Source organism: Duganella sp. LjRoot269 (assembly GCF_964254095.1).
Taxonomy (GTDB): Bacteria; Pseudomonadota; Gammaproteobacteria; order Burkholderiales; family Burkholderiaceae_D; genus Rugamonas; species Rugamonas hordei.
The window spans coordinates 2,364,094-2,386,521 of record NZ_CAXUSL020000001.1 but is presented as its reverse complement, the minus strand read 5'-3'; the positions used below and the strand labels follow the sequence as shown (position 1 = coordinate 2,386,521).

The 22,428-nt window shown below is 62.3% G+C and carries 24 protein-coding genes, 2 tRNA genes and 1 riboswitch; of the genes, 17 read left to right on the top strand and 9 right to left on the bottom strand.

The annotated features are described in order from the left end of the window. Positions 1–134: 134 nt before the first annotated feature. From ACSQ3S_RS10605 to glyA, 5 genes are all read right to left on the bottom strand, one after another. Positions 135–650, bottom strand: a complete 516-nt coding sequence (locus ACSQ3S_RS10605; protein WP_436142337.1) for a pilus assembly PilX family protein — start codon at positions 648–650, stop codon at positions 135–137. Then, complete coding sequence (locus ACSQ3S_RS10600) at positions 647–1,606, bottom strand: PilW family protein (RefSeq protein WP_436142336.1); 960 nt, start codon at positions 1,604–1,606, stop codon at positions 647–649. Before ACSQ3S_RS10600 ends, ACSQ3S_RS10605 begins: the two co-directional genes overlap by 4 nt. Positions 1,607–1,623: 17 nt before the next feature. Then, positions 1,624–2,190 (bottom strand): type IV pilus modification protein PilV, encoded by a 567-nt coding sequence (gene pilV, locus ACSQ3S_RS10595; RefSeq protein WP_353405223.1) that lies wholly within the window; start codon positions 2,188–2,190, stop codon positions 1,624–1,626. 106 nt (positions 2,191–2,296) lie between these two features. Continuing rightward, positions 2,297–2,767 carry a transcriptional regulator NrdR gene (gene nrdR / locus ACSQ3S_RS10590; protein ID WP_176653567.1) on the bottom strand — a complete coding sequence of 157 codons (471 nt, stop codon included), beginning with the start codon at positions 2,765–2,767 and terminating at the stop codon, positions 2,297–2,299. 60 nt (positions 2,768–2,827) lie between these two features. Beyond that, complete coding sequence (gene glyA, locus ACSQ3S_RS10585; protein ID WP_176653566.1) at positions 2,828–4,075, bottom strand: serine hydroxymethyltransferase; 1,248 nt, start codon at positions 4,073–4,075, stop codon at positions 2,828–2,830. A 95-nt stretch (positions 4,076–4,170) separates the two neighbouring features. Beyond that, positions 4,171–4,308, bottom strand: a riboswitch (ZMP/ZTP riboswitch). A 148-nt stretch (positions 4,309–4,456) separates the two neighbouring features. Here glyA and ACSQ3S_RS10580 point away from each other — a divergent pair. The 11 genes from ACSQ3S_RS10580 to ACSQ3S_RS10530 all read left to right on the top strand — a co-directional run bounded on the left by ACSQ3S_RS10580 (position 4,457) and on the right by ACSQ3S_RS10530 (position 11,962). After that, positions 4,457–5,206 (top strand): SDR family oxidoreductase, encoded by a 750-nt coding sequence (locus ACSQ3S_RS10580; protein ID WP_436142335.1) that lies wholly within the window; start codon positions 4,457–4,459, stop codon positions 5,204–5,206. A 258-nt stretch (positions 5,207–5,464) separates the two neighbouring features. Continuing rightward, complete coding sequence (ybgC, locus tag ACSQ3S_RS10575; RefSeq protein ID WP_436145009.1) at positions 5,465–5,884, top strand: tol-pal system-associated acyl-CoA thioesterase; 420 nt, start codon at positions 5,465–5,467, stop codon at positions 5,882–5,884. Positions 5,885–5,900: 16 nt separating this feature from the next. Continuing rightward, the gene (gene tolQ, locus ACSQ3S_RS10570) at positions 5,901–6,593 is read left to right on the top strand and encodes a protein TolQ (RefSeq protein WP_436142334.1); all 693 of its coding nucleotides are present in this window, start codon (positions 5,901–5,903) and stop codon (positions 6,591–6,593) included. Between the two features lie 15 nt (positions 6,594–6,608). Beyond that, on the top strand, positions 6,609–7,046 hold the full coding sequence (locus tag ACSQ3S_RS10565) for a biopolymer transporter ExbD (RefSeq protein WP_353405227.1): 438 nt from the start codon (positions 6,609–6,611) through the stop codon (positions 7,044–7,046). 15 nt (positions 7,047–7,061) lie between these two features. Further along, positions 7,062–7,976: a cell envelope integrity protein TolA gene (tolA, locus tag ACSQ3S_RS10560; RefSeq protein WP_436142333.1), complete on the top strand. Its 915-nt coding sequence runs from the start codon at positions 7,062–7,064 to the stop codon at positions 7,974–7,976. Further along, positions 7,976–9,253, top strand: a complete 1,278-nt coding sequence (tolB, locus tag ACSQ3S_RS10555) for a Tol-Pal system beta propeller repeat protein TolB (protein WP_436142332.1) — start codon at positions 7,976–7,978, stop codon at positions 9,251–9,253. Before tolA ends, tolB begins: the two co-directional genes overlap by 1 nt. A 41-nt stretch (positions 9,254–9,294) precedes the next feature. Further along, positions 9,295–9,825 carry a peptidoglycan-associated lipoprotein Pal gene (pal, locus tag ACSQ3S_RS10550; RefSeq protein ID WP_176653560.1) on the top strand — a complete coding sequence of 177 codons (531 nt, stop codon included), beginning with the start codon at positions 9,295–9,297 and terminating at the stop codon, positions 9,823–9,825. Positions 9,826–9,932: 107 nt separating this feature from the next. Further along, the gene (gene ybgF / locus ACSQ3S_RS10545) at positions 9,933–10,688 is read left to right on the top strand and encodes a tol-pal system protein YbgF (RefSeq protein ID WP_413448957.1); all 756 of its coding nucleotides are present in this window, start codon (positions 9,933–9,935) and stop codon (positions 10,686–10,688) included. A 57-nt stretch (positions 10,689–10,745) separates the two neighbouring features. After that, positions 10,746–10,821 (top strand) — tRNA-Lys (locus ACSQ3S_RS10540). Positions 10,822–10,834: 13 nt separating this feature from the next. Continuing rightward, positions 10,835–10,910, top strand: a tRNA-Lys gene (locus ACSQ3S_RS10535). A gap of 143 nt (positions 10,911–11,053) precedes the next feature. After that, a complete protein-coding gene (locus ACSQ3S_RS10530; protein WP_436142331.1) occupies positions 11,054–11,962 on the top strand; it encodes a hypothetical protein in 909 nt (302 codons plus the stop codon). A 136-nt stretch (positions 11,963–12,098) separates the two neighbouring features. Here ACSQ3S_RS10530 and ACSQ3S_RS10525 read toward each other — a convergent pair whose 3' ends face one another. Together ACSQ3S_RS10525 and ACSQ3S_RS10520 are read right to left on the bottom strand one after the other, a co-directional pair. Continuing rightward, on the bottom strand, positions 12,099–12,368 hold the full coding sequence (locus ACSQ3S_RS10525) for a DUF6447 family protein (protein ID WP_436142330.1): 270 nt from the start codon (positions 12,366–12,368) through the stop codon (positions 12,099–12,101). An 80-nt stretch (positions 12,369–12,448) separates the two neighbouring features. Then, positions 12,449–13,576, bottom strand: a complete 1,128-nt coding sequence (locus ACSQ3S_RS10520) for an acyltransferase family protein (RefSeq protein WP_436142329.1) — start codon at positions 13,574–13,576, stop codon at positions 12,449–12,451. A gap of 255 nt (positions 13,577–13,831) precedes the next feature. Here ACSQ3S_RS10520 and ACSQ3S_RS10515 point away from each other — a divergent pair, with 255 nt between their 5' ends. Both ACSQ3S_RS10515 and ACSQ3S_RS10510 read left to right on the top strand, forming a co-directional pair. Further along, positions 13,832–15,988: a protein kinase domain-containing protein gene (locus ACSQ3S_RS10515; protein ID WP_436142328.1), complete on the top strand. Its 2,157-nt coding sequence runs from the start codon at positions 13,832–13,834 to the stop codon at positions 15,986–15,988. Next, entirely contained in the window at positions 15,985–16,548 is a 564-nt protein-coding gene (locus tag ACSQ3S_RS10510; protein WP_436142327.1) for a hypothetical protein, read from the top strand. The genes ACSQ3S_RS10515 and ACSQ3S_RS10510 overlap by 4 nt, the downstream gene beginning before the upstream one ends. Here ACSQ3S_RS10510 and ACSQ3S_RS10505 read toward each other — a convergent pair. Next, complete coding sequence (locus tag ACSQ3S_RS10505) at positions 16,541–18,061, bottom strand: sigma-54-dependent transcriptional regulator (protein WP_436142326.1); 1,521 nt, start codon at positions 18,059–18,061, stop codon at positions 16,541–16,543. The two genes, ACSQ3S_RS10510 and ACSQ3S_RS10505, sit on opposite strands and share 8 nt — an antisense overlap. Before the next feature lie 250 nt (positions 18,062–18,311). On the opposite strand from ACSQ3S_RS10505, the gene ACSQ3S_RS10500 reads away from it, so the two are divergent. Together ACSQ3S_RS10500 and ACSQ3S_RS10495 are read left to right on the top strand one after the other, a co-directional pair. Continuing rightward, positions 18,312–18,995 (top strand): hypothetical protein, encoded by a 684-nt coding sequence (locus tag ACSQ3S_RS10500; protein ID WP_436142325.1) that lies wholly within the window; start codon positions 18,312–18,314, stop codon positions 18,993–18,995. 15 nt (positions 18,996–19,010) lie between these two features. Continuing rightward, positions 19,011–19,232 carry a hypothetical protein gene (locus tag ACSQ3S_RS10495; RefSeq protein WP_436142324.1) on the top strand — a complete coding sequence of 74 codons (222 nt, stop codon included), beginning with the start codon at positions 19,011–19,013 and terminating at the stop codon, positions 19,230–19,232. Between the two features lie 49 nt (positions 19,233–19,281). On the opposite strand, the gene ACSQ3S_RS10490 is transcribed toward ACSQ3S_RS10495, so the two are convergent. Beyond that, positions 19,282–21,264, bottom strand: a complete 1,983-nt coding sequence (locus tag ACSQ3S_RS10490) for a helicase-related protein (protein WP_436142323.1) — start codon at positions 21,262–21,264, stop codon at positions 19,282–19,284. A gap of 145 nt (positions 21,265–21,409) precedes the next feature. Here ACSQ3S_RS10490 and ACSQ3S_RS10485 point away from each other — a divergent pair, with 145 nt between their 5' ends. Both ACSQ3S_RS10485 and ACSQ3S_RS10480 read left to right on the top strand, forming a co-directional pair. After that, complete coding sequence (locus ACSQ3S_RS10485; RefSeq protein WP_353405235.1) at positions 21,410–21,724, top strand: NINE protein; 315 nt, start codon at positions 21,410–21,412, stop codon at positions 21,722–21,724. 74 nt (positions 21,725–21,798) lie between these two features. After that, entirely contained in the window at positions 21,799–22,395 is a 597-nt protein-coding gene (locus tag ACSQ3S_RS10480; protein WP_436142322.1) for an IMPACT family protein, read from the top strand. Positions 22,396–22,428: the final 33 nt, after the last annotated feature.

Sequence of the window (22,428 nt, the reverse complement as noted above, 5' to 3'; positions counted from 1 at the left end):
TGCCCGGTGTCACCGTACGACAAGCAGCGGCAAGCGGTTCGCTGGCAATATTCAACACCGGTGGCGCGGCGCAAACGTCCATCGCCATCAGCAACCATACCGGCGCCACTTTTAAGACATGCATGACACTCCCCTCAATCCGGCTTGCTGAACACGGTTTGCAGCACTACCTCGGTCGCCGGCCTGGCGCCAAAGCCGATCGCGGTCACGCGGTAGCAATAGCTGGCCGCCGCGCCGGCCGACGCATCCTCGCCCGGCGGATGACACTCCATGCGCTCGATCACATAACGCGGCTTCTTGAACGGCAGGAAGCCCTCGCCGGTCGACATCGCGGCGCCGGTTCGCGCGCCATAAGAAAGCGTGCATTTGCCGCCGTCTTCCACGCCGGACAGATCCACCCGCTGCCAGACCGGCGCAGTACCGGGCACCGCGTCGCATGGCACCGCAGGGCCGGCCTGTATATCGCGCTCCGCATCCGCCAAGGCATCCTCCGCCGCCTGAAACGCCACGTCCCGGTCGCGCTCACCGCGCGCGGCCTTCTCGCCCAGCAAACTCATTTGCGCCGCCGACACACCCAGCAGCATCACCAGGATCAGCATCATCAAGCAGACCAGCACGGTCACACCCCGCTGCCGCCGCGCGCGCTTCATCCGCCGCTCCGGTTGCGCAACGCGACTGTCATGCCGACCACGCGCCGCGCCCGCGTGCGCTGGGCCGCCGGCAAGCTGCCTTCCATGATGCGCACGCCCTCGTCGTCGCCGTGCGCCTCGGAATACGCGGCGCCGAACAGATCGAATTGCGTCGCCACCGTGTCGGCGCGCGAGTTGCTGTCGCCGTGCAGCAGCAAGGCGACCTTGATGCTGCACACGCGCTTCCACCAGGTCTTGCGGTTCAGGTCGCGCTGGCGTTCATCCGGCGTGCCGCCGACCAGCGCCAGCGCGGCATCCAGCGCGTCGACCGTCCTGGCGTTGACGTAAGTATTGGGAATGCCGTCGGCCGCAACGTCGGTGTCCAGCCCGTACAGCACTTGAAAGGAATCGACGCCGTGCACGATCGCATCGGCGCCCCAGCCGGAGGCGCCACGGTATTTGCAGCGCAGTTCCGCTTCGCCGGCAGCATCGGCGGCGACATAGAATATGCTCCAGCCGCGCTCTGCCTCCGCGTGCGGTATGGCGACGCCAAAGCCGGCGCAGTTCAGGCTGGAGCCGTCGCCGTTGCCGCCCTCGCCCGAACCGGAGAAGCGCAACGCCAGCACGTCGCTGCCGTGCGCCACGGCCGGCAATGGCGCGGAGATGTCCGCGCTGCCCCGGCCGATGCTGCTCGCGTCCAGTCCGGCAACGGGCGCAGGCGCGTCGGCCGCCAGTTCGGCCGGCGCGGCCTTGCTGTCCCAGTTGACGTAGGCGCTTTGGCGTATGGCCTGCGCCATGATGTCCAGCGCCTGGCGGCCGTCGTCGTTGAGCCAGGAGTTTTCATTGTGGTTGCGGTAATTGCCGGCGGCCGCCAGCAGCAAACTGCCGGCCACCAAGGTGACGAGCAGGCCCAACAGCAGCGCGATGGCGAATTCGACCAGCGTCCAGCCGGCCGGGTGCGAGGGCGGCGATCGCATGAGCAGCCTCGGCGCGTTCATCGCGTCGCTCCCACCGCCAGCGCGACGCCGGGCGCGAATTCGCCGGCATCGTCCTTGCGCGGCGTGCCGTCCGGATTCTTGCCATGCCAGCCGACCTTGACCACCAGCGGCGCGCCGGCCCCGCCACCGCAGGCCCAGCGCAATTTTCCGCCCACCCACAGGCCGGCATCGCGGCACACCAGCACGCGCCCCGCCGGCAGCCGGTCGCGCACCTGCACCTTGATCTCGTACAGATCGAACGATGCCAGCTGCGCGCTATCGCAGGCGCCGCCATAGCACAGCGCCGCCGGCGCCGACGGATGAGGATCGGCCAGCGCATCGTAGTTGAGCAGCAGATAGGGATTGGCGCCATCGCCAAGGCGCATTTGATCGGCGTTGGCGCGCATGCGTTCGGCCAGGCTGGTGGCCAGCTGCGTTGCCTGCGACACCAGCACCGCCTGATGCCGCGTGCGCAGCGCCGCCAGTTGCATCGCCACGCCGCCGACGATACCAAACGCCAGCAACAGCACGGCGACCAGTATTTCCACCAGCGTAAAACCGGACAACAAAGCACGTGCGCGCACGGCACACCTCCGCAAAGTCGATCACGACTGTGCTAGAAGTTAGCAGCGCTTACTGCAGAGAGTATGAGATGTATCAAAAGTGCGCCAGCCGTAGGCCGGCGGACGATCAAGCCTTGCGTGGCTTGCGGTCCTGGCCGACTTCGGCAATCGCATCCTGGAACTCGGCCAGGTCTTCGAAGTTTTTATACACCGACGCAAAGCGGATGTAGGCGATCTTGTCCAGGCGCTTCAGTTCCTGCATCACCAGCTCGCCGATGTAGCCGGTGTCGACTTCGCGCTGTCCGCTGGTCAGCAGCTTTTCCTCAATGGACAGTATGGCCGCATCGACGGCAGGCGCCGCCACGGGCCGCTTGCGCAAGGCCAGGGTCAGGCTGCCGCGCAGCTTGGCCGCCGCATACTCGGTGCGGCTGCCGTTCTTCTTGACCACATACGGCATCACCAGTTCGATGCGCTCATACGTGGTAAATCGTTTATCACATTTACCGCAGCGCCTGCGCCGGCGTATGGAATCCCCTTCCTCGGATACACGCGTATCGAGAACCTGGGTATCGTCATGCTGGCAGAACGGACATTTCATATGGGCATGCGCCTCGGTGGTAGTGTGACGCCGGCGGTCGCCGGCGTCACGATGCTGCAATTACTTGGCGTAGACAGGGAACTTGTCAGCCAGCACCTTCACCGCCGCCTTGACGCGCTCGATGGTGGCCGCGTCGTGCGGGTTGTCCAGCACGTCGGCGATCAGGTTGCCCACTTCTTCCGCTTCCGCTTCCTTGAAGCCGCGGGTGGTCATCGCCGGCGAGCCCAGGCGGATGCCGGAAGTCACGAATGGCTTCTGCGGATCGTTAGGAATGCCGTTCTTGTTGGTGGTGATGTGCGCCGTGCCCAGGATCGCTTCCGCTTCCTTGCCGGTCAGGTTCTTCGGACGCAGGTCCACCAGCATCACGTGCGACTCGGTGCCGCCGGAAACGATGCGCAGGCCGCGCTTGATCAGGGTCTTGGCCAGCACGTCGGCGTTGATGACGACCTGTTGCTGGTAAGCCTTGAACTCGGGGGTCAGCGCTTCCTTGAACGCGACAGCCTTGCCGGCGATCACGTGCATCAGCGGGCCGCCCTGGATGCCTGGGAAGATGGCCGAGTTGATGATCTTCTCGTGCTCGGCCTTCATCAGGATGATGCCGCCGCGCGGGCCGCGCAGCGATTTGTGCGTGGTCGAGGTGACGAAGTCGGCGTGCGGCACAGGGTTAGGGTACAGGCCGGCGGCGATCAGACCGGCGTAGTGCGCCATGTCGACCATGAAGTACGCGCCCACCGCTTTGGCGACGGCGGCGAAGCGCTCGAAGTCGATCTTTTTCGAGAACGCCGAGGCGCCCGCGATGATCAGCTTGGGCTTGTGTTCCTTGGCCAGTGCTTCCATGGCGTCATAGTCGATGTCTTCCGCAGCGGTCAGGCCGTAGGAGACGACGTTGAACCATTTGCCGGACATGTTCAGCGGCATGCCGTGGGTCAGGTGGCCGCCTTCGGCCAGCGACATGCCCATGATGGTGTCGCCCGGTTTCAGCACGGCGAAGAACACGCCCTGGTTGGCCTGCGAGCCCGAGTTAGGCTGGACGTTGGCCGCTTCCGCGCCGAACAGCTGCTTGACGCGGTCGATCGCCAGTTGCTCGACGACGTCGACATACTCGCAACCGCCGTAGTAGCGCTTGCCTGGGTAGCCTTCGGCGTATTTATTGGTCAGCTGCGAACCCTGGGCTTCCATCACCGCTGGCGAGGTGTAGTTCTCCGAGGCGATCAGTTCGATGTGATCGTGCTGACGGGTGTTTTCTTTTTGAATGGCGCCGAACAGTTCCGGGTCAACGCTGGCGAGGGTGTGATCTTTTGCGAACATGAAAAACTCCAATCGATTGAGTAGCTTGTTACTGGCAGTTGGATCGAATGAGGGAAGCCGATAGCGGACAGGCAGCCTCTTCGTGCATTTCCATCGTGGGCTGCCCAGGCGAACGGCTATTGAAATCTCACGTTTCCCGGTGGATGCCCACCTTTCGCCGACAGTCGGAAAACGCACCAAATCAGGGACGTTTTGCCGATTCCTGCAGCTTTTCGCCAGTTACGTGAGACGTAATGGAAGCCCGATTGTAATTTATGCGCCAGAATTGAGCAAGGAAATGATTGCATTAAAAATAACTTTAAAGCCTTTTTCATGGCCGCCATAAGCAAAGCAGTCATTTCGGCTACAATTTTCCCCAACATTGACCACCAAGGATAGATCATGATCGTCTTCATCACGGGCGCCACCGCCGGCTTCGGCGCCGCCATGGCACGCACCTTCGTCCAGAACGGCCACAAAGTGCTGATCAGCGGCCGCCGCGAAGACCGCCTGCAGGCGCTGTCGGCCGAACTGGGCGCGGCCGCCCGCCCCCTCGTGCTGGACGTGACCGACAAGGCCTCGATCAAGGCCGCGCTCGACAGCCTGCCGGCCGAATGGCAGCAGATCGACGTGCTGATCAACAATGCCGGCCTGGCGCTGGGCGTCACGCCGGCGCACGAATCGTCGCTGGAAGACTGGGACACGATGATCGCCACCAACTGCAGCGGCCTGGTGGCGATGACGCGCGCGATCCTGCCTTCGATGGTGGCGCGCGGCAGCGGCACCGTCATCAACCTGGGCTCGGTGGCCGGCGACACGCCCTACCCGGGCGGCAACGTCTACGGTGCCACCAAGGCGTTTGTCGAACAGTTCACGCTCAACCTGCGGGCCGACCTGGTCGGCACCGGCGTGCGCGCCACCAACCTGGCCCCGGGCCTGTGCGGCGGCACCGAGTTCTCCAACGTGCGCCTGAAGGGCAACGACGCGGCGGCGGCCAAGGTCTACGAAGGCACCGAGCCGCTGACGGCCGAGGACATCGCCAACACCGCGTACTGGATCGCCACGCTGCCGCCGCACATCAACATCAACCGCATCGAGATGATGCCGACCTGCCAGGGCTACGGCCCGCTCAACATCAAGCGCAGCGTTTAATCCCTAGCGTATTTGCGGCCCCTCTTGCTTAAGAGGGGCTTAGCCGACCATTCATTCATGAATTGATTCGTAAGCGGTTGTTACAACCCTTGGCAAGTTGCCAGTAAAACGCTTTACTGTCGCAAGTGCAATTTTTTGCGCGCAAGTTGAAAAATCCGGCTAATTATCGGATTTGACGTGAATTCACCCGTCCATGCTTCAACGAAAACAACAAAATCGCGTAGAATGTTGCTCAATCTCACTAGTAGTCAAAATAACATGCCTGCAGAGTTTATCTGGAACGTACGGGTCTACTACGAAGACACCGACGCCGGCGGTATCGTCTATTACGCGAACTACCTCAAATTCTTTGAGCGCGCCCGCACTGAATGGCTGCGCGCGATCGATGTCGAACAGCACGCCTTGCTGCGGGAACACGACGTCATGTTCGTCGTCAAAAGCGTCAGCGCGGAGTATCATGCGCCTGCTAGGCTGGACGATGAACTAAAATTAACACTTGGTATCGAAAAGCTAGGCCGCGCCTCGATTGTTTTCGTGCAACAGGCGTGGTGCGGCGAACAGTTGCTGAACACGGCCAAGGTTAAAGTCGGCTGTGTCGGCTCGGACCTGAATCCGCGTGCCGTACCTCCGGCGGTTGTGGAAAAAATGCGCAACAGTGTCACCACTAAAACAGACTGATCAGACTGAAAACTACATGAACGTCACCCAAGACCTATCTTTCCTGTCCCTCATCACCAATGCGCACCTGATTGTGCAGTTGATCATGGCGCTGCTGTTCATCATCTCGCTGACCAGCTGGACCTACATCTTCAGCAAGATCTTCGCCGTGCGCTCGGCGCGCCGCCTGACGATCGAATTTGAAAAGACCTTCTGGGCCGGCGGCAACCTGCACGCGCTGCACCAGAACGCCGGCAAGGACCGCGCCAACAGCGGCCCGCTGGCGCGCATCTTCGAAGCCGGCATGGGCGAGTACATCAAGAGCAAGGCGGCCTACACCGCCAGCCGCGAAACCATGGACTTCGGCGCCGTGCTCGACGGCGCCCGCCGCGCCATGCGCGCTGCCTTCCAGCGCGAGATGGACGTGCTGGAATCGCACCTGGCCTTCCTGGCGTCGGTCGGTTCGGTGTCGCCGTACATCGGCCTGCTCGGCACCGTGTGGGGCATCATGAACGCCTTCCGCGGCCTGGCCAACGTGCAGCAGGCCACCTTGGCGGCGGTCGCCCCCGGCATTGCCGAAGCGCTGATCGCCACCGCCATCGGCCTGTTCGCGGCGATTCCGGCCGTGGTTGCCTACAACCGTTTTTCGCACGATATTGACCGCCTGGCGATCCGCTTCGAAAGCTTCGTCGAAGAGTTCTCCAATATCCTGCAGCGCCAGTCGCGTTAAGAAGGCAGACAGATCATGGCTTCCTCATTCTCCAGCAGCATGCGCGGCAGCCGCGGCCGCAAGTTCAAGTCCGAGATCAACGTCGTGCCCTACATCGACGTGATGCTGGTGCTGCTGATTATTTTCATGGTGATGCCGTCGGCTAACGACCCGAGCGTGGTCAACCTGCCCAACGCGGAAAAATCCACCAAGCCGCCTAGCGACTTCGTGCAGATCGTCATCAAGCCGAACGGCGCGCTGTCGATCGGCGTCAAGGGCAAGGGCGAGGAAGCGCCGGAGACGGCGCCCAACCGCGACGCGCTGGTCAAGAAGCTGCGCACCATCCATACCGACCATCCCGACTACCCTGTGCTGATCGCCGGCGACAAGGAAAGCAAGTACGACGACGTGATCCAGCTGATCTCGGAAGCGAAAAAGATGGGCATAACCCGCGTTGGCCTGGCCACCAAGTAAACCATAGTGCAAACGATGAAACCCGCAACGGCAGGCGGCCCTTACAGAGTGCCGCGACAAAATGAAGGCTGGCGCTCCGTGCTGCTGGCCGCGGCGATGCACGCCGTGCTGCTGCTGTTCCTGTGGGTGGGCGTGAGCTGGCAAAACAACGAGCCGACCGAAGTGCAGGCCGAGATCTGGGACATGAAGGTGCAGGAAGCCGCGCCGCCGGCCCCGCCGCAGCCCGAACCGGAGCCGGAACCCGAGCCTGCGCCAGTGGTCAAGGCCCCGCCTCCGCCGCCGGTGGAAGCGCCGCCCGTGCCGAAGGAGCCGGACATCGCGCTGGAGCGCCTGAAGCTGAAGAAAAAACTCGACGAAGAGAAAAAGCTGGAAGAAGCCAAGCAGGCCAAGCTGAAGAAGGAAGCCGACGAGAAGCTGGCCAAGCTGGAAGCGAAGAAGAAGGCCGAGAAACAGGAAAAGCAGGACGCCGAGGACAAGCTGAAGGAAGAAAAGCTGCAGGCTGAAAAGGACAAGAAGAAAGCCGCCGCCGAGAAACTGGCCAAGGAAAAAGCCGACAAGGCCGCCAAGGACAAGGCCTTCGCGGCCGAGATGAGCCGCATCACGGGCGCCGCCGCCAAGGGCACGGCAGGCACGGCGGCCGTGTCGACCGGCGGCCGCGTCGATGGCGGCTACCAGGCGGCGATCCGCGCCAAGATCAAGAGCAACCTGGTCTACGGCACGGTCGACGACACGCTGAGCGCGACCTACCAGATCACGCAGCTGCCGACCGGCGAGATCATCGGCGTGCGCAAGATGAAGAGCAGCGGCTCGGCCGCCTATGACAGCGCGATTGAAAACGCCATCGCCAAATCGTCACCACTACCCAAGAAAAAAGATGGTACGGTAGAGCGCGAATTCGTCGCCGATTTCAACATGAAGGATATGCACTGATGACCACCATGAAAAAACTGAACCAAGTGATCCTGACCGCCGGCCTGGCGCTGGCCGCCACCGGCAGCGCCTACGCCCAGATGCGGATCGAGATTTCCGGCGTCGGCAGCAACCAGATCCCGATCGCCGTGGCCGGTTTTGCCGACGAGAACGTCGCACCGCAGGAAATCTCCGCCATCATCAAGGCCGACCTGGAGCGCAGCGGCGCGTTCAAGATCATCGACGCCGGCGTCATCACCAGCATGAACAACATCGACTACAGCGGCTGGAAGGCCAAGGGCGCCGACGCGCTGGCGGTCGGCACCGTCGCCAAGCTGGCCGACGGCAACTATGAAGTGCGCTACAAGCTGCTCGACACCGTCAAGCAGAGCGAGCTGTCGCAGCTGGGCCTGTCGCCAACGCCGCAGTTCGTGCGCCTGACCGCGCACAAGATCGCCGACGACATCTACCTGAAGCTGACCGGCATCCGCGGCGCCTTCTCCACCCGCATCGCCTACGTGCGCCAGGACGGCCCGAAGAGCTTCCAGCTGATGGTGGCCGACGCCGACGGCGAAGGCGAACAGATGGCGCTGCGCTCGAACGAGCCCATCATCTCGCCATCGTGGTCGCCGGACGGCACCAAGGTCGCCTACGTGTCGTTTGAGCAGAAGAAGCCGGTGGTCTACGTGCAAAACCTGATCACCCGCGCCCGCACCGTGATCGCCAACGAAAAAGGCAGCAACTCGGCGCCGACCTGGTCGCCGGCCGGCAACAAGCTGGCCGTGTCGCTGTCCAAGGACGGCCACACGCAGATCTACACCGTCAACGCCGACGGCAGCAGCCTCAAGCGCGTCTCCAACAGCGCCGGCATCGATTCCGAAGCCCACTTCGCGCCGGACGGCAGCATCTACTTCATGAGCGACCGCAGCGGCGGCCCGCAAATCTACCGCATGAACGCCGACGGCGGCGACGCCAAGCGCATCACCTTCACCGGCAACTACAACATCAGCCCGCACGTGTCGGCCGACGGCAAGACGCTGGCCTACATCTCCCGCCGCGACGGCAACTACCAGCTGTACGCGATGGACCTGGCCAGCGGCCAGGAGCAGCGCCTGTCCGACAGCACCGACGACCTGAATCCAAGCTTTGCCCCGAACGGCAAATACATCATGTACGCCACGCAAGCCGGCGGCCGCAAGTCGCTGGCCGTGGTGTCGGTGGATGGACGTGTAAAACAACGCCTGACGACTCAGGCGGGCAACATCAAGGAGCCCACCTGGGGTCCGTTCATGCAGTAAGTTCAAGCAGCAACCTTACCTTTCACTACTAGGAGAATCAAATGCGCAAACTCAGCAGCTTAGCTTTCATCATCACCACCGCCGCCATCCTGTCCGCCTGCTCGACCCCGGTCAAAGTTGCCGAGCCTGCACCAGTGGTTGAGCGTCCAGTTGAAAAAGCGCCTGCGCCACAAGCCGACACCCGCACCGTCGCCCCGGTCGAGACCAAATCGCTGGATCCGCTGGACGATCCAAAAGGCGTGCTGGCCAACCGCAGCGTCTACTTCGACTTCGACAGCTACGTCGTGCGCGCCGACGGCAAGCCAGTGGTGGAAAACCACTCCGCTTACCTGGCCAAGAACAAAAACCGTTCGATCCTGATCCAAGGCAACACCGACGAACGCGGCGGCGCCGAATACAACCTGGCCCTGGGCCAGAAGCGCGCGGAAGCCGTACGTAAAGCCATGAGCACCCTGGGCGTGCCGGAATCGCAGATCGAAGCCGTATCGCTGGGCAAGGAAAAACCAAAAGCCACCGGTTCGAACGAAGAAGCATGGGCGCAAAACCGTCGTGCTGACATCGTCTACAAGTAATCGAAAGCACTACCCTTTTGCCGGGTCACAGGCATAATACGGGGCGGCATGCGGATAACACCGCGTCCTGCCCCGTTTCCATTTAGATTTGTGTGAAAGCGCCCGACATGATGAAACTCTCCAAATCCGGCCTGAGCGCCGCCCTGCTGGCCGCGCTGACCTGGCTGCCGCTGCAAGCCCACGCCGGTCTGTTCGACGACGACGAGGCCCGCAAGGCCCTGCTCGACCTGCGCGCCAAGGTCGAAGCCATGCGCATCGAGCTGAACGCCCGCCTGGACACCAAATCCGACAAATCCAGCACGCTGGACCTGGTCTCGCAAAACGAGGTGACGCTGCAGGAAGTGGCCAAGCTGCGCGGACAGATCGAAGTGCTGGCCAACGACATCGCCAACGCGCAAAAGCGCCAGAAAGACTTCTACGTCGACCTCGACACCCGCCTGCGCAAGCTGGAACCGCGCGAAGTGACGATCGACGGCAAGACCGCCCAGGTCGACCCGAACGAACAGCGCACCTATGAAGCGGCGATGCAGACCTTCAAGGCCGGCGACTACAAGGCGGCCGGCGCGGCGCTGCAGGAGTTCGTCCAGCGCTATCCGGGCTCGAGCTACGCGTCCAACGCGCAGTACTGGCTGGGCAACGCCTACTACGCCCAGCGCGACTGCAAGAGCGCCATCACGGCCCAGTTGCTGGTGCTGAAAAACTATCCGGACAGTCCGAAGGCGCCGGACGCGATGCTGAACATCGCCAGCTGCCAGACCGAGTTGAAGGATAAGGCCGCCAAGAAAACGCTGCAGGACTTGATCAAGACCTATCCGGACTCGACGGCGGCAGCGGCGGCCAAAGAGCGCCTGAGCGGCAAATAATTACTTGGGGGTATTTGACAGTTAGCGTGGTTACCCCCTATAATCTCGCTTCTTCGGGGGTCGTTAGCTCAGCTGGTAGAGCAGCGGACTTTTAATCCGTTGGTCGCAGGTTCGAATCCCGCACGGCCTACCACCGAAGCACCCTTGGGTCGTTAGCTCAGCTGGTAGAGCAGCGGACTTTTAATCCGTTGGTCGCAGGTTCGAATCCCGCACGGCCTACCAAGAATTATCAAGGAAGCCCACGAATTTCGGTTTGTGGGCTTTTTTGTTTCATAAACGCGGTTGCGCCAATCGATGCAATATTGTGAGAGTTTTGCGGATGGAATAGCTGCCTATAATGAAAGCTTTCAAAATAAAAGGCTTTCATGCGCCACCTATTTATCGCCATCCTGCCAGTTCTGCTGGCTGCCTGCGTCAGCGCCCCAACCATCCAAAGCGAAAAATTCAAACGCCCGCAAACCGTCGCCATCGTCGAAGGCCCGGCCTTGCGCAATGCTGCGTTGATAGGCGTAGTCGGGTATCAGTCCAACTTCCACTTCTCGTCGGCATCCGATTACTTCTTCCTGATCGATCCGAGTAAAAACCCAGCGGGCGAGCCATTTCCAACGCCCCTTGGCGGGATAGAAGCCGCCACTGTCGTGTCCACATTGGCCATGATGAAGACTGCCCCGTTCAAAAACGGAAATACCGGTGCCCAGGTTGGCACTGCTTTTCTGGTTGGCGCGCTGATCGATGCCAGCGCAGCAGATACCCAGCGCAAGGCCGAGGCCTTCCATGAGGATGTGGTGAAGCAGATGCCGAACCTCGACTTACGCTCCGAATTCTCCAGCGCGATGCAGCATGCATTGAAAGCCAAAGGCATCCAGACCATGCTGATTAAAGACAGCAGCAATGCGCCATCGCGCCTGCGTTGGCCAGTTGGCGATTTCGATCCAGAAGGGAAGTTGCTGCCAGTCGCTACCGGCGCCCTGCCGACCGTCGACGCCGACTTGCTGGTGCAATTTAGCCCTGTCGCGATCTACATGGCCCCCGGCCCACTCAACAACTACCGGGTGCGCGCAACCGTAGGCGTGGCCCTCTACAACGGCAGGACCAAGGAATTCCTGGGCCGCCAGAGCTTCCAGTTCAATCCCAACGCCTGGCAGAACGAATACACGACCTACACGCAATTGGCGAAGGACATCGACAAGGTGGTTCCCGCCGTACGCGCAGGCCTGATGTCGATGGTGCCGAGTATTGTCGATATCATCAGCAAGGAAAACAAGCCGGGCTGAATCATGCCCTCTCCATTCGAAATACCGAACGACACGCCGTGCTAACGCGGCAGAAGGAACGTCATGATGCACTGAAGATAAAAAAGCCCACGAATTTCGATTCGTGGGCTTTTTACGTTCCCTGCAGCCGATCTTATCAAGCTTCCGCCGTGGCCTTGGCCTTGCGCGGTGCGCGCGGTTTTTTTGGCTTTTCGGCGGCGACGGCTTCGCCCTTGCCTTTCACCGATTCGATCAGCGCGGCAACGTAAGTGTTGCGCGCCGTCTGGGCAATCGCTACCTGCTGCTGGAGGCGGGCCAGTTCGGCGTCCACCACTTGAATATTGGCAGCCTGCATTTTCGCGGCATCGTTCAAATTCTGGGATGCGTAAGACGTACCATTGATCGTAATGTATTGAGGCAAAGTCATTATTTTCCTTGTTGTCGAGTCCGGGCTAAAAATCCCGGTCGGCCGTCATTGTATGTCCAACCGGCACGGCCCGCAAAGGCCTACGCCGGCAACGGCCGCACGGCAACACGTTCCGCATCGAACTGGAATACCCGGCCAAGCGGAACCTCTACCCATCGGAAAAATACTGCCCCTGCAGTCAGGCTGGCGGCCCAGGCGATGAGCATGCCCATCGCCTGCGATACCGGCTCGGCAGGCACAAAGCGGGTGAACACCGCGTTCACCAGCAGGCAGACGGGGAAGTGAATCAGGAATACCGAATAGGAGATCCGCCCCAAACCGTTGACGACCGACCATGCCTTGCCGTCGGAGGCCGTCTTGACGCGGCCGCACAAGAACAGCACGCAGGCAACGATGAGAGCCAGTGCGATGCGGCTGCGGAAGTTCAGCATCAGCGCCGCGAAGGCAGGCACCAGCGTCATCACGGCCATCAGCATCACGGCGCCGGGCTTGCGGCACGAGTCGCTCGCCCACCACGCCATCATGCCCAGGCCATAGCTGCCAAAGAAGTACGGCGCCCAGTTATCCCATTCCGCATCCAGATTGAAGTACAGCAGGGAGAACGTGATACCCACCACAATCACCAGCGGCATCAGCCAGCGCTGCGTGCGCTTGCCGGCGACCAGGCCGGTCAGCCATAACGTCAGCGCCATCAGCGCATACAACTGAAAATCGATGGCGACGTACCACGCGCCGGCTGACAGAGAGTCATAGCCCAGCACGCCGTGCAGCAACAGTACATGCGCGGCCAACTGGCTCAGTGTCGCCGGGGCCGAAATCGAATCGTGCGTCATCCATGTGCGCGCCACGCCGGAAACCAGCACGGCCAGCAGCGTGGCCACCACAAACGGCGGGGCCAGCTTGGCATAGCGCCGCCAGATCGCGGCGACCGGTTCGGACAGGCCGGGATAGCCAGCCGGCGATAGCGACTTGGCAACCAGAAATCCGCTGATAACGAGGAACACCTGCACGGCGATGCGCGCGTTGTCGCCCAGCCAGTCGATCAGCGCAGGCAATATCGGCCGCACATGGTCGGACATGGGGCCGTAAAACGCCAGGTGATGTAAGACGATTAGCTGCGCCGCGCCTGCCTTCAGCAGGTTAATCAAACCAAATTGGGCCTGTACCGCCTTGTCCGTTTGGGGAATTCTCCCTGTGATTATAGTCATTCCTGTCCTTGCCATAGCACCCCAACAACATTGCCAAAAATAAAGCAAATTGCAGCGATTTTGCCGAAGGGCGTCATGATAGTCGAGGATGGCCGGTAAGTGGCGCTAGCTTGCTGGAGATCATCATGCAAGTTGCAATAAAAAAATGTTTATTATTATTGAGAATGTTGCATTAGATGCTATTATATTAGACAAACATCCGGGTGGCGCGGTCGGGCCGCTTCCAGAACGGCCCTGTCAGTCGAAGGCAAGCTCATGAATTCATCTGCCGCAGCAGTCCTGGACAGGACGGAGCTCATACCACCGTCCGCTCAGTATCAGATCCGGCGCAGCCTGGGCGAAGGCGGTTACGGTCGGGTGTATGAGGCCTGGGACAGCACGCTGTGCCGCCACGTCGCCTTGAAGCAGTTGAAAGGCGCCACGGCCGCGCTGTCGCAGCGGTTGCTGGACGAAGCGCGTCGCGCGGCGTCGTTGCGGCACGCGGCCTTCGTCAAGATTTTCTCTGTCCAGGGCGACCCGCTGTCGCCTTCCATCGTCATGGAACTGATCGATGGAGTCACGCTGACGCAGGCGGTCGCGGCGCAGCCGATGCCGGCCGGTGCGGCGCTCGATGTGGCGCGGCAGATCGCCGAAGCGATGTGCGAAGCCCATCGTCTCCATATGATTCATGGCGACATCAAACCGTCCAACCTGATGCTGGACGGATCGGGCAAGGTCCGCATCCTCGATTTCGGCCTGGCCAGCTACATCGACCCCCTCGCCACCCAGAGCACCATGGCCGACGACCAGCAAGGCACGATCGCCTACATGGCGCCCGAGCGCCTGTTGGGCAAGGGCCCGAGCGAGCGCAGCGACGTGTACGCGCTGGGCGCGGTGCTGTACGAACTGATCACCGGAGCGCGGCCGTATGCGCAGTTGCGCGGGCTAGGCCTGGCCGCCGCGCATATCCAGTCCTCGTCGGCCGCGTGGCCGTTCGGCGCGGACGCCGATCCGGCGATCGTCCGGCTGGTGCTGGCCATGACCAGTAAAGAGCCGTCCGCGCGCCTCGCATCCATGCGGGCGGTGGTCGACAGCATCGATGTGCTTCAACGCGTTTCCCTTCCGATCACGGCCACGTCCCGGCACCCGCTCCGCCTCAACTGGCGCCGCATCCTGTATGCCGGCCTGGCGGGCTTGCTGGCCTTGGGCGTGGTGCTGGCGATCCAGCTGACGCCGGCGCATCAGGTTCTCCATCCTTTTTCGGTGGCGGACCGCTTCAACGCCGGCATGGAAGCGTTGCGGTTTTCCGACCGGGACGGCAACGTCGACCTCGCCATCGGACACTTCACCGCGATTCTGGAACACCGCCCCAGGCATGCGGCAGCGGCGGCCGGCTTGTCGCTGGCCTACAGCCTGCGCTACTACAGCGACCGCAACGACGAAAGCTGGCTCAGGCTCGCCGATGCCGGCGCACTGCAGGCGCTGCGCGACGACGATCAACTGTCGCTGGCCCATGCGGCGCTGGCCTGGGTCCGGGATTATCAAGGCCAGATGGAATCCTCGCTGGAACACAGCCGCAGCGCGCTGCGGCTGGACCCGCGCAACCTCTTCGCCTTGCGCGGCGAAGCCGACCTGCTCATCCGCATGCGCCGCTACGCCGAAGCCCGGCAGGTCATCGAGCAGGCGCAGCTGCTCTATCCGAAGGAGCGCATCTTCTACGACCTGCTCGGCAAACTATGGTATTCGCAAGCGAACTACACGGCGGCGGAAACGGCGTTCCGGCGCAGCATCGCACTCGAACCGGACGCCGTCTACGCCTACGGCAACCTGAACGCGGCCCTGTTGCATCAGAATCGCGGCGACGAAGCGCTGCAGGTATTGCAGCAGGGGCTGGCCATACGTCCGAGCAGCCGGCTGTATGGCCATCTCGGCACCGCTTTGTTTACACGCGGCGATTACGAGGCGGCGGCCCAGGCTTTCCAGAACGCGGTGTCGTCCAGCAAGGGCAACCCCAACGAATACCTGAACTGGGCCAACCTGGCCGATACGCTGCGCTGGCTTCCGGGCAAACGCGACGCCTCACGCCAGGCCTACCGCCATGCCGCGGATTTGCTGGCGCCGCTGCTGACGCATGCCGCGGGCGATGTGACCTATCTGTCCCGCATGGGACTCTACCGCGCCAAACTCGGCGAACGCGAAACCGCAGCAAGCTACACCGCGCAGGCGCTGATGGCGGCGGCGGACAGCGCGGACGTGCATTTTCGCGCGGCGATCGCCTACGAAATCAGCGGAAACCGGCCGGCAGCGCTGGCCAGCCTGGTCAGGTCCAGGGCCTTGGGTTATCCGCAGAACCTGATTGAGACCGAACCCGATCTCATGGACCTCAGGCGTGAGCCTGATTATCTTGCCCTTGAAATGGAAAGAAAAAAATGACTATACGCCCCGGCATGTTGTTGGTTGTCGGCTTCGACGCCGACCAGATCAGCGATCAACTCGCCTACCAGTTTCTGAGCACAGACGGCCCGCCGCCGACGCATCCAACCGGCCTGTTCGGCGGCGAAATTCACTTCGATAAAAATTCCGTGCTGCGCCTGCAAGTGGTCGGCAGCGGCAAGCCCGGCCGCCTCCACGATTTCAAGATCGTCGACTGCACGCTGATCACCACGCCGCTGATTATCGAAGCCGGTGCGCGCGGCACGCGCTATGCCCTGCCGTCACCGTTCGTGAAATGCGACACCGCCTGTAGCAAGCTGCCGCTGGACTTCTCTTCCGCCCCGCCGGCGGCGCAGGATGACAAGACGGTCCTGATCACCCAGAACTGGCAGCATGAACTCGACGTCGGCGAGACCTACGGTCGCTGGAACATGTCCATCGTCATGACCATCGCCATCACGCGCCAGGCTGGCGCGCCGCCGCTGTTGCGCGTGTTCTCGTTCGATCCCGAAGGCCAGGTCGGTGCGGGCGGCAACCATGACGAAAACCACGTCATCTGATTAAACTGTTGGCACGCAGATGCCTGCGCAGCGGCTCGAAAGGCGTGCGCAGCGCCGCCGCACAGCGGTCGATATCCGGCGCATGGCGTTCCAGCGCCTGCCGGAGCTCTTCCATGTCGATGGCTTCAACACGCCGGATAGCGGGATGCATCTCGATCAGCTTGTACATCGACGGACGGGATACGCCCAGCTCCTGCGCCGCGCCGCTGACGCGCCAACCATTGTTGTGCATGGCCTGCAACACGGCTTCCTGGTCCACGTCCGTCAGGCGCGCCCGCCGTACCGGCGACGCATCGGCGCCGGCTTGTTCAACCTGGCGCTCGACGCTGGTTTGCGACGGCTGCGTAAAGTTGGCCAGCAGCGGCACTTCTCCGGCCTGGACCGCCAATGCCGCGCGCCGCACCACATGCGCAAGCTGACGGATATTGCCCGGCCAGCTGTCGCCACACAACTCGCGGACAAACGCGAAAGGCAGATCGATGCGCTCGCCGTGATCCTCCATCCACATCTGCAGGAAATAGCGCACCAGGATGCCGATGTCTTCCAGCCGCTCCCGCAGCGGCGGCACGCGGATGACGAAGGCTTCCATGCGCCTGCGCAAAGCCTGGTTGAAGCCGCGCGCCGCCAGGTCCTGGTCGGTCGCACAGATCAGGCGCGCATGGGTGCGCACGTCGGCGCGCGCGCCCACGGGACGGTATTCGGCGCTGTCGAGCACCCGCAACAGCATCGGCTGCACGGCCGCCGGCGTATCGCCTATCTCGTCCAGGAACAGCGTGCCGTCGCCAGCGTCGGCGAACAATCCCTGGCGGTCCGTCTGCGCGCCGGTATAAGCGCCTTTAACGGAGCCGAACAAATCGGCAGCGGCCAGCGACTCGTTCAGCGTGGCCATGTTGACCGCCACCAGCGGCGCGCGCGCGCGCGCACTGGCGCCATGGATAGACCGCGCCGCCACGTCCTTGCCGGTTCCCGTTTCGCCGAGCAGCAGCACGTGCATGCCGGTGCGGGCCACCAGGCGTATCTGGTCGCGCAAGGTCACCACCGCGCTGCTGACGCCGAGCAGGCCCGGAAAATCGTTGGCCTTGGGCAGGCGGCGTATCCAATGCATGCATACCAGCACCGTCGCGCCCAGCTCGATGACGATGCCGCGTGCGATGTCGTGGTCCGCAAAATACAAATCGCCGCGCAATTCCTCGCCGACGGTGAAACCGTCGACAACCAGCGTCATGCGGCTTTCGGGCGGCTTGATGCGTATCCCATCCGCAGCGTCGCGCGATATGCCGATCGGCGCGCGCGCGATGCAGCGATGTTCAAGCGGCGCGCCTTCCTTTCCCGGTTGGCAGAACAGCGGGAAGAACCTGCTCACCTCCATCTCCCCGGCCCCGTCCGGCCCCAGGAACTGCTGGCCGACGCGGGCCTGATCCGGATGCCACAGTATTGTCAGCCCCAGCAGTTTGCATGAACTTTCCGACGAATGTGCCAAGGGGCTGCTGAGCGTGTAATCCGCATCGTTCATGGGCGATTTCGAGGAGTATGGCGATAGCCCGATTATAGGTGTAAGCGAAGCGGATGACATGTAAATAGCGCGGATAAACATATAAACAAGCGCCGTTTATTTGCCGTTTTTGCCGCAAAACCGGCATAAACCAGGCTCAAACCGCATGGCACGCCAATTGCTGTTATGGGGAGGAAGGCTTTTGCAACGCGGGCCTTCTGAAAATAAAAACCGCCTTTTTTTTTAATTATTCAATTCTAAGGATGACATCATGAGCACGACTTACACCATCAACGTCACGAACAATTCCGGCAGCAACCAGGACTTCTTCATCTTCCAGGAACCAGCCCAATACAGCGGCGGCGCCACCCCGTACACCAACGCGCTGTACCAGGAACAGGTGGCGCCGGCGAGCGGCGGCGGCGGCGTCATGACGTTTGAGATGACGCAGCAGTTCTACGCCGGCGCGCAGGAGCAGTTCATGACGCCAGCCATCGGCGCGGTCTCGGGCGGCACCACCACCTGCCAGCCGGTCAACATCACGCCGGCCACCGGCACGATCACCAACAACGCCGTGAACTTCAGCATCGATCCGATCGCGCTGCCTGCCGCCACCTCGCTGGACACCGTGCAGAAAGGCGCGTTCCGCATCGTCGCGCCGGTCTTTGTACCTGGCGTGCAAGGCAACTACAACGTCGGCCTGGCCAGCCTGCCGAAGATTCCCGGCGCGCCGGCGATCATGTCGAGCTTCATCGTCGCCCAGCCGAACCAGTACGTCGACTGCCAGCCGATCATGAAATTCTACGTCGCCACCGGCTCCTACACCCCTGGCACCGTGGTCAACTTCACCAGCGCCTCGAACGTGTCCGTGGTCTGCGACGCGACCGACGGCTCGACCACCTTCCAGGTCAGCTACAACAGAGACGGCACCTGGTCGATCACTTCGCAACAATAATAAGGAGATATAACCATGCCAGTTATCGCCTCAGGCGCCGAGATCGAGATTCAAGGCCAGTCGCTTTCCTTGACCAACAGTTCGACCACCAAAGTCGGTGCAATCAATTTGAGCGGTGATATCAGCGCGAATATCCAGATCCCCGTCAACAGCACCAAGGTCGAACAGCTTCATGGCAACACCGCGACCATGCACAACACGGGCAGCGTGGATATTACCTACACGGTAACGCAGTAATATCGCAGCGTGGAACGCGGCGCGTTGCGCCGCGTTCCACGCCCTCCCGCTAGCGGCGGAACTTCTTCGGCTGCCGCTTGCGTGCAGCCGAGTTCTGATCCTGCAGGATCGAGTCGACCCGCTCCGAAGCCTGGCGCGACAGCTGCTGCGCCGCTTCCGTGTCGGGGAAATATTCGGGCTGGCGATACGCCAGCCACGCATAGGCCGAATACAGCCGGCACGCATCCTCCACCTCCTGCAGGTTCATGAAGTGCAGCGGGTTCTGCTCCGGCTTGATGGGCGTAATCTTCTTGGCCGCCAGCGCGGTCGCCCAATGCTCCCACGCGCGTTGCAGCGACGGCACCTTGGACGAGATCGGCACCAGCGACAACGCGAACTTTTCCGCCACCGTCAGCTCCAGCGTGTCGAGCCACGCGGCCCGCTCGAACTGGTCCTCGGTGATGCGCGGATAAAAGAAGCCGTCCGGCACGTCGATGTTGTGCACGAAGCGCTTGAGCAGCTTGGCCAGGCCGTGCTCGTTGGTCACCGACGAAATCCGGTGCAGATGCTCCAGCGTGGGCGCGACGGCAAAGCCGGTGGTCTTCAAAGGCACCGGTTTTTCCTGCAGCAGCGAGCGCATCACCTTGTGCGTCTCGTTGTCGTAGCCGGCCACCAGCCCTTCCTCATGCACGCCGAAGCGCCCCGCCCGGCCGGCGATCTGGCGCGCCAGCGCGGCCGGAATCTCTTCCTCTTCGTAGCCGTTGTACTTGACGGTGGTGGTCATGATGATGCGCGCGATCGGCATGTTCAAGCCCATCGCGATCGCATCGGTGCCGACCACCACATCGGCGGCGCCGTCGCGGAAGCGCTGTGCCTGCGCGCGCCGCACTTCCGGCGACAGATTGCCGTACACCGTGGCGACCGACAGGCCCAGCTCGGTCACCATGTCGCGCCACATCAGCACCTCGCGGCGCGAGAAGCAGATCACGGCGTCGCCGCGGCGCAGGTTGCTCATCTTGCGCACGGCCGACGCTTCCATCGACAGCGGCCCCTTGCGCTTGAGCACGTGTACTTCCAGCTCGCACTCCAGCCGCGCAGCCAGCACCTCGATCGCCCGCCGCGCTTCCGGCGCGCCGACCAGGTACACCACATGCGCCGGCGCGCCGCACACGGCGGCGGTCCAGGCGGCGCCGCGGTCGCGGTCGGACAGCATCTGGATTTCATCGACCACGGCCACATCCACCGGCGTGCGCGTGTCGAGCATCTCGACCGTGCTGGCGACATGGGTCGCGCCCGCCACCAGCCGACGCTCCTCGCCGGTCACCAGGCTGACCTTCAGCGGCTTGCCGTGCTGCTCCATGCCCTGCAGGCGTTCATAGTTTTCCAGCGCCAGCAGCCGCAACGGCGCCAGATATACGCCGCTGGGCGCCTTGGCCAGCGCTTCGATCGCCTGATGGGTCTTGCCGGAATTGGTGGGCCCCAGCAGCGCGATGAACTTGCGCTTCATGCGCCGCGCCACGTCGAACGAGGCGGGATATTCGGCCAGGTTGATGCTTTGCCGCGTGCGCTCAGCGTGCTGCTCCTCCATCTCGCGCTCGACGGCATGCTCGAGGCGCTGGCGGATGCGGTCGAACACGGTGCCGGCCGGCTCGGAGATCTGCATGTCGGCCAGCGCGCCCAGGAAGGGTTGCGCGTCGAGCCCGCAGTCGTCGCAGGCGTCGGACATTTCCGTCACGAAAGCGCTGACGAAGCCGTGCAGCTCGGCGATTACCTCGTCGCTGGCGCGCTCGCGCAGCAGCGACGAACGGGCGTCCGCATCCATCTTGCGCCATTTGGACGGTTTAGCCAGCACGCCCTGCGCCGGCACCAAGTCGTACGGCACCTTCAGGCCGCCATATTCGATAACGCCGCTGAGCCGCAGGAACACCCGGCCCTCCTGGCGTGCCAGCACGATGCCCTTGGCGGCCAGTCCGAGCCGGCGCATCAGGTCGTCGTCTTCCCCCTGGTCGCTGTCCGTGGCGGGCAAGTGGGTCGCGGGGGAGGAATTGCTCATATCTCAATACTCGGGGTGATGGCCCTGGATTTTAGCAGATCGTTACAGTTGGAGAGAAAGCATTGTCTATAGGCCACCTATAATGCTCCGCCGGGGCTGCCAGCCCCGTCCATCATTTCATCAACTAAACCTACAAAAGGAAAAAATGGGCATGGTATTCTGCCGCGGCTGCGGTAAAGAAATTCACGAAACGGCTCCTTCTTGCCCACATTGCGGCGCGCCGCAACACGTCACCGCATCCGGCGCCCCCAAATCCGACAAGGACTTCGTCGTCACCGTATTGCTGTGCTTTTTCCTTGGTTTCCTGGGTGTGCACCGCTTCTATGCCGGTAAAATCGGCACCGGCATTTTGATGCTGCTCACCTTTGGCGGTTTCGGCATCTGGGCGCTGATCGACTTCATTATCATCGTCATTGGCAACTTCACCGACAGCGACGGCCTGCGCATTACCAACCGCTAAGACGTTTTGTCTTTCTCTCCGATTTCTGGCACCATGGCCCGGTTTACACCGCCGTCGTGCCAGAAATCCCCGCCATGCCCTTCTCTATCGCCACACCCGTCCACAGCGAATTGCTGATTAAAAAAAGCCGCTTTATCGCCTGCGTCCAGCCTATGGCCGACCGGGCTGCAGCACAAAAAGTGGTGGCTGAATTATGGGAGCAACATCCAGGTGCCGCCCACGTTTGCTGGGCATTATTAGCGGGCGGTCAATCAGCCGCTGTCGATGATGGCGAGCCTAGTGGAACCGCCGGCCGGCCGATGCTCGATGTATTACGCCATCAGGATCTGGAAGGTGTATTGGCGACCGTGGTCCGTTATTTCGGCGGGGTAAAGCTCGGCGCCGGCGGCTTGGTGCGCGCCTATACCGACAGCGTGGCCCAGGCATTATTAAAAGCCGATAAAGTCGCCATTATCAAGCTGCATTACCTGACCTGCACTGCGCCTTATGCGATGGAGGGCATGGTGCGCCGGGAAATAGAATCTGCCGGCGCCCATCTCGATAATGTCGCCCATTCAGATCATGTTCAATTCGAATTCAGCCTGCCCGATAGCGCGGCGGCACAGCTGGTCCACCGATTGAATGAGGCCGGTCACGGCCGCATTCAATGGATCACTCCCGACGACGAATAAAGGCGGCGACCGGCCACATCCGCCGCTCGCCCT

Coding starts and splice junctions, on each gene's coding strand:
- ACSQ3S_RS10580 (WP_436142335.1), top strand. CDS start 4,457: ATGATCGTCTTCATCACGGGCGCCACCGCCGGCTTCGGCGCCGCCATG.
- tolQ (WP_436142334.1), top strand. CDS start 5,901: ATGAACGTCACCCAAGACCTATCTTTCCTGTCCCTCATCACCAATGCG.
- ACSQ3S_RS10515 (WP_436142328.1), top strand. CDS start 13,832: ATGAATTCATCTGCCGCAGCAGTCCTGGACAGGACGGAGCTCATACCA.
- ACSQ3S_RS10510 (WP_436142327.1), top strand. CDS start 15,985: ATGACTATACGCCCCGGCATGTTGTTGGTTGTCGGCTTCGACGCCGAC.
- nrdR (WP_176653567.1), bottom strand. CDS start 2,767: ATGAAATGTCCGTTCTGCCAGCATGACGATACCCAGGTTCTCGATACG.
- tolB (WP_436142332.1), top strand. CDS start 7,976: ATGACCACCATGAAAAAACTGAACCAAGTGATCCTGACCGCCGGCCTG.
- pal (WP_176653560.1), top strand. CDS start 9,295: ATGCGCAAACTCAGCAGCTTAGCTTTCATCATCACCACCGCCGCCATC.
- glyA (WP_176653566.1), bottom strand. CDS start 4,075: ATGTTCGCAAAAGATCACACCCTCGCCAGCGTTGACCCGGAACTGTTC.
- ACSQ3S_RS10605 (WP_436142337.1), bottom strand. CDS start 650: ATGAAGCGCGCGCGGCGGCAGCGGGGTGTGACCGTGCTGGTCTGCTTG.
- ACSQ3S_RS10600 (WP_436142336.1), bottom strand. CDS start 1,606: ATGCGATCGCCGCCCTCGCACCCGGCCGGCTGGACGCTGGTCGAATTC.
- ACSQ3S_RS10505 (WP_436142326.1), bottom strand. CDS start 18,061: ATGAACGATGCGGATTACACGCTCAGCAGCCCCTTGGCACATTCGTCG.
- ACSQ3S_RS10485 (WP_353405235.1), top strand. CDS start 21,410: ATGGGCATGGTATTCTGCCGCGGCTGCGGTAAAGAAATTCACGAAACG.
- ACSQ3S_RS10525 (WP_436142330.1), bottom strand. CDS start 12,368: ATGACTTTGCCTCAATACATTACGATCAATGGTACGTCTTACGCATCC.
- tolA (WP_436142333.1), top strand. CDS start 7,062: ATGAAACCCGCAACGGCAGGCGGCCCTTACAGAGTGCCGCGACAAAAT.
- ACSQ3S_RS10480 (WP_436142322.1), top strand. CDS start 21,799: ATGCCCTTCTCTATCGCCACACCCGTCCACAGCGAATTGCTGATTAAA.
- ACSQ3S_RS10500 (WP_436142325.1), top strand. CDS start 18,312: ATGAGCACGACTTACACCATCAACGTCACGAACAATTCCGGCAGCAAC.
- ACSQ3S_RS10490 (WP_436142323.1), bottom strand. CDS start 21,264: ATGAGCAATTCCTCCCCCGCGACCCACTTGCCCGCCACGGACAGCGAC.
- ACSQ3S_RS10565 (WP_353405227.1), top strand. CDS start 6,609: ATGGCTTCCTCATTCTCCAGCAGCATGCGCGGCAGCCGCGGCCGCAAG.
- ACSQ3S_RS10520 (WP_436142329.1), bottom strand. CDS start 13,576: ATGACTATAATCACAGGGAGAATTCCCCAAACGGACAAGGCGGTACAG.
- ACSQ3S_RS10530 (WP_436142331.1), top strand. CDS start 11,054: ATGCGCCACCTATTTATCGCCATCCTGCCAGTTCTGCTGGCTGCCTGC.
- ybgC (WP_436145009.1), top strand. CDS start 5,465: ATGCCTGCAGAGTTTATCTGGAACGTACGGGTCTACTACGAAGACACC.
- ACSQ3S_RS10495 (WP_436142324.1), top strand. CDS start 19,011: ATGCCAGTTATCGCCTCAGGCGCCGAGATCGAGATTCAAGGCCAGTCG.
- ybgF (WP_413448957.1), top strand. CDS start 9,933: ATGATGAAACTCTCCAAATCCGGCCTGAGCGCCGCCCTGCTGGCCGCG.